The organism is Desulfotomaculum sp. (assembly GCA_003513005.1).
Taxonomy (GTDB): Bacteria; Bacillota; Desulfotomaculia; order Desulfotomaculales; family Nap2-2B; genus 46-80.
Map to the genome: position 1 here is coordinate 1 of DOTD01000018.1, position 4,079 is coordinate 4,079.

Genomic DNA, 4,079 nt, shown 5'->3' on the forward strand with positions numbered 1-4,079 from the left:
AGATCCATCGCTGTAGTACTAATAACAACTTATTTAATTCCGCCTGCTGATCTTGTATTATCTTCAAGTCCAAAAATAGAGGAAAACATTTTTTTCACACGAAATAAATACAAAAAAGCTAAACGGTTAAAAAACTTCAATACAGGAGGTTTTTTTATGAATATCGCCGGGGATTACGATTGCTCATTGGTTGCGCCATGTGGAATCTTTTGCGGGGAATGTCCCCTTTTTAAAGCTAATGACAATCCCGAAATGCTGGAGGATGCAAAAGCCAAGGGCTATAATATTTCACCCTGCCCCGGATGCAGGTCTATAAAGGGAAACTGTCCCGTCCTTGAAACTCAGTGTGAAACATTTGCCTGCGCCAACGGGCATGAAGTTGTCTTTTGTTTTGACTGTCCTGATTTTCCATGCGTAAAGCTTAATCCTGCAGCCGACGGGGCGGATGTCCTGCCCCATAACATAAAAGTTTTTAACCTGTGCCATATCAAGCAAAAAGGCTTGGAAAAATTTCTTGAGGAAGCGGCGCACATAAAAAACAGGTATTATAACGGAAAAATTATGATTGGCAAAGGTCCCCGAATAGATTAAAAAAGCCTGCCTGGTTAACAATTTAAGAATCAACCATATGATAAAATTAATATTGCTTAATTTTTGTCCAAAGTTAAGCCAAAGGATTTTATTAACCTTTCGTCGAAGAAAGGGATATACCCAATGAATTTGTATAAAAAAGGCAGACATGAAAACCCAAAAACAACTTAGCCTGTTCGCCGGCGGTTTTGGAAGCGGGAAAACAGAAGTTGCCCTGAATTACGCTATAAACCTTCACCAAAAAGGTTTTCCCGTAACAGTAGTAGATCTGGATATTTTAAACCATTATTTCAGAGCCGGCGCTGCTAAAAAAATCCTGGAAAAAATGGGCATTACCATGATCTGCCCCAGAGAAGAACTGGCCTACGCGGATCTTCCCGCCTTATCCCCCGGCATATACGGCGTGCTTCAGGGAGGAAAGGGTTACGGCGTCCTGGATATGGGCGGTGATGATCTGGGCGCAATAGCGCTGAGCCGTTTCAGGGAGAATATACCTGAGGACGGCCACCGTTTTTTTTTGGTGGTTAATCCGTACCGGCCGATGACAGCTGATGTTGAGGGAATCGATAAGGCTAAAAGAAGCATTGAAAGCGCATCCAGACTTAAATTCCATGCCCTGGTCAGCAACCCCAACCTTGGCCGTGGAACGGACATAGAAACAGTAATGAACGGGCACAAGATTGTAATGAAAGCGTCGGAGGAACTCGGTCTGCCGGTTGATTTCCTCAGTATCCGCAGGGATCTGGCTGATCTTGCCGCAGTTGAACTGCCGCTGCTGCCAATGGACCTTTACATGAAGCCACCCTGGTGAAAATTTTAGAAACAGACATAAGGGACAATGGGAGGGAAGTGTGTTTGGCAAAAGTAATATTTCGGGAGGAACGCTGTAAAGGCTGTCAGCTTTGTACTACTGCTTGTCCTAAAAAGATAATTACTATGGCAAGCAATATTAATGAAATGGGTTATCATGTCGCATCTGTGACCGAGCAGAAAAAATGCACCGGCTGCGGCCTTTGCGTAATCATGTGTCCCGATATGGTAATCGAAGTGGAGAGGGGGCGGGAAAATTGAGAAGGTTTCTAATGAAAGGAAATGACGCTATCGGCGAAGGGGCTATTTTAGCCGGATGCCGTCACTTTTTCGGCTACCCGATAACACCGCAGAGCGAAGTTACCCATTATCTGGCCAAAAGGCTTCCGGAAATAGGCGGACTTTTCATGCAGGCCGAAAGCGAATTGGCCTCAATCAATCTGGTTTTTGGCGCAGCCTGCGCCGGAGCCAGGGTTATGACAGCATCCTCCGGTCCGGGAATCAGCCTGATGCAGGAAGAGCTTTCTTTTCTTGCAGGATCCGAACTCCCCTGCGTGCTGGTGAATATTATGCGCGGCGGTCCCGGCCTTGGCAATATAGGGCCTTCACAGGCTGATTACTTTCAGGCAACCAAAGGCGGAGGCCACGGCGATTATCACATAATTGTACTGGCTCCAAATTCGGTGCAGGAAATTCTTGACATAATGAAAAAAGCCTTCGATCTGTCCGACATGTACCGCATGCCGGCGATGGTCCTGGCAGACGGCATTATGGGGCAGATGATGGAACCGGTAGTGATTGACGAGGAGAAAAGTGTTGAGATACCGCCCCGGCCGTGGGCTACTACAGGCAGGGATTATCACGAGGATAGAAATGAGATTAATTCTTTATTTGTTATCCTGGAAGAAATGGAAGAAGTGAATTTAAGGCTTTTACACAAGTATGAAGAAATTTGCGCCAAGGAAACACTCTGCGAGGAATACATGCTGGATGACGCCGAAGTTGCCCTGGTGGCTTTCGGCACGGTCTCACGGATTTGCCGCGCGGTAGTTGACAAAGCACGCGAACAGGGTATCCGGGCCGGATTAGTACGTCCTATTACACTGTGGCCGTTCCCCTATGATGTAATCAGCCGGACCGCCAAATCAGTCCAATGCTTTTTGGCGGTGGAAATGAATATGGGTCAGATGTTTGAGGATATTGAAATCGGCGCAAAGGGCCGGGCGCCAGTATACCATTACGGCAGGCTTGGCGGAATGGTTCCGCTGGCCAAAGATATTTTAGAAGAACTTAAGAAAGTTAGCGAAAGGGGAGGAACAGGCCAATGAAAAAAATTACTGCAAGGCCATATAGCCTGAGGGACGTTCCCTTTCATTACTGCCCCGGCTGCATGCATGGAATTGCCCACCGCCTGGTTGCCGAAGTCATTGACGAACTGGGGGTCAGCGGGCGCACTATTGGAATTAGTTCGGTCGGATGTTCAGTTTTTGCAAAACACTATTTTAATGTTGATATGATTCAGGCGGCGCACGGCCGTGCTCCTTCTATAGCCACCGGCGTTAAGAGGGTGCTGCCTGACCGGGTGCTTTTTACATACCAGGGGGACGGCGATCTGGCTGCTATAGGAATCGGTGACTTCATTCATACCGCTTACCGCGGAGAAAAAATAACTACTATTTTTGTCAACAACACCGTTTATGGTATGACAGGCGGACAGATGGCGCCGACTACCCTGATTGGCCAGGTAACCAAGACAACCCCCTTCGGCAGATCTGTAGAGATTAACGGAAACCCGATCAGGGCCTGTGAACTGATTGCCCCGGTTGAGGGTGTGGTCTATGTGGAAAGAGTGTCATTGCATAATCCCAAAGAAATAATCAAGGCAAAAAAGGCGATTAGAAAAGCATTTGAAATGCAGCTCAACGGGGTTGGCTTTTCCCTTGTCGAAGCCCTTTCGGCATGCCCGACCAACCTTGGACTGTCCCCGCTTGAAGCTATCAAATGGATGGAAGAAAAGATGATCCCTTTTTATCCGCTCGGGGTTTACAAATCACCTGCGGGGGTGGTCTAAATGCATGAAGAAATCTATATTGCAGGCATCGGCGGCCAGGGCGCCCTTTCGATGGGACAACTGCTTGCCCTGGCAGCGACATCGGAGAATAAAGAGGTCTCCTATGTACCCTTTTATGGGCCGGAAAAACGCGGGGGTTTTGCAAACTGCGGCGTCACCATCTCCGACCGTCCGGTAAGTTCTCCGATCATATCCGAACCTTCCGTGCTGGTGGTGATGAACAACCTCTCCCTGAAAAACTATGAAGATTCAGTCATTCCGGGAGGGATTATTATTGTGAACAGCTCCATGGTTAATCTTGGTGTAAAAAGATCAGACGTTCATGTGGTTTCCATCCAGGCAAGCGAGGAAGCAGAGCTATTGGGCGATGTCAGGATTACCAACAGCGTGATTCTTGGCGCATTAATAGAGTTGACCGGCGTAGTATCCGTAGGCGCCGTAGAAAAATCGCTTGAACAGATCCTGCCCAAGCGAAACCTGGATATGATCCCAATCAACCTTAAGGCGCTGAAAAAAGGAGCGGAACTGGCCAGGGATTATAAAAAGGCATGGAATAATTTATCTCAAACAGATGCTTCGCTAAAGTAACTACTACTACAGCGATGGA

6 protein-coding genes are annotated in these 4,079 nt (G+C 47.5%); all 6 read left to right on the forward strand.

Going from position 1 to position 4,079, the window contains the following annotated elements; all coding sequences use genetic code 11:
• Positions 1-591: hypothetical protein (locus DEH07_01845; GenBank protein HBY03294.1), on the forward strand; the 591-nt coding region annotated here is incomplete at its 5' end.
• 148 nt (positions 592-739) lie between these two features.
• Positions 740-1,402 (forward strand): hypothetical protein, encoded by a 663-nt coding sequence (locus DEH07_01850; GenBank protein HBY03295.1) that lies wholly within the window; start codon positions 740-742, stop codon positions 1,400-1,402.
• A gap of 44 nt (positions 1,403-1,446) precedes the next feature.
• Complete coding sequence (locus tag DEH07_01855) at positions 1,447-1,662, forward strand: tungsten formylmethanofuran dehydrogenase (protein ID HBY03296.1); 216 nt, start codon at positions 1,447-1,449, stop codon at positions 1,660-1,662.
• Entirely contained in the window at positions 1,659-2,729 is a 1,071-nt protein-coding gene (locus tag DEH07_01860; GenBank protein HBY03297.1) for a 3-methyl-2-oxobutanoate dehydrogenase subunit beta, read from the forward strand. The genes DEH07_01855 and DEH07_01860 overlap by 4 nt, the downstream gene beginning before the upstream one ends.
• Entirely contained in the window at positions 2,726-3,472 is a 747-nt protein-coding gene (locus tag DEH07_01865; GenBank protein ID HBY03298.1) for a 2-oxoglutarate oxidoreductase, read from the forward strand. The genes DEH07_01860 and DEH07_01865 overlap by 4 nt, the downstream gene beginning before the upstream one ends.
• The gene (locus tag DEH07_01870; protein HBY03299.1) at positions 3,473-4,060 is read left to right on the forward strand and encodes a 2-oxoacid:ferredoxin oxidoreductase subunit gamma; all 588 of its coding nucleotides are present in this window, start codon (positions 3,473-3,475) and stop codon (positions 4,058-4,060) included. It abuts the gene before it with no gap.
• Positions 4,061-4,079 lie beyond the last annotated feature (19 nt).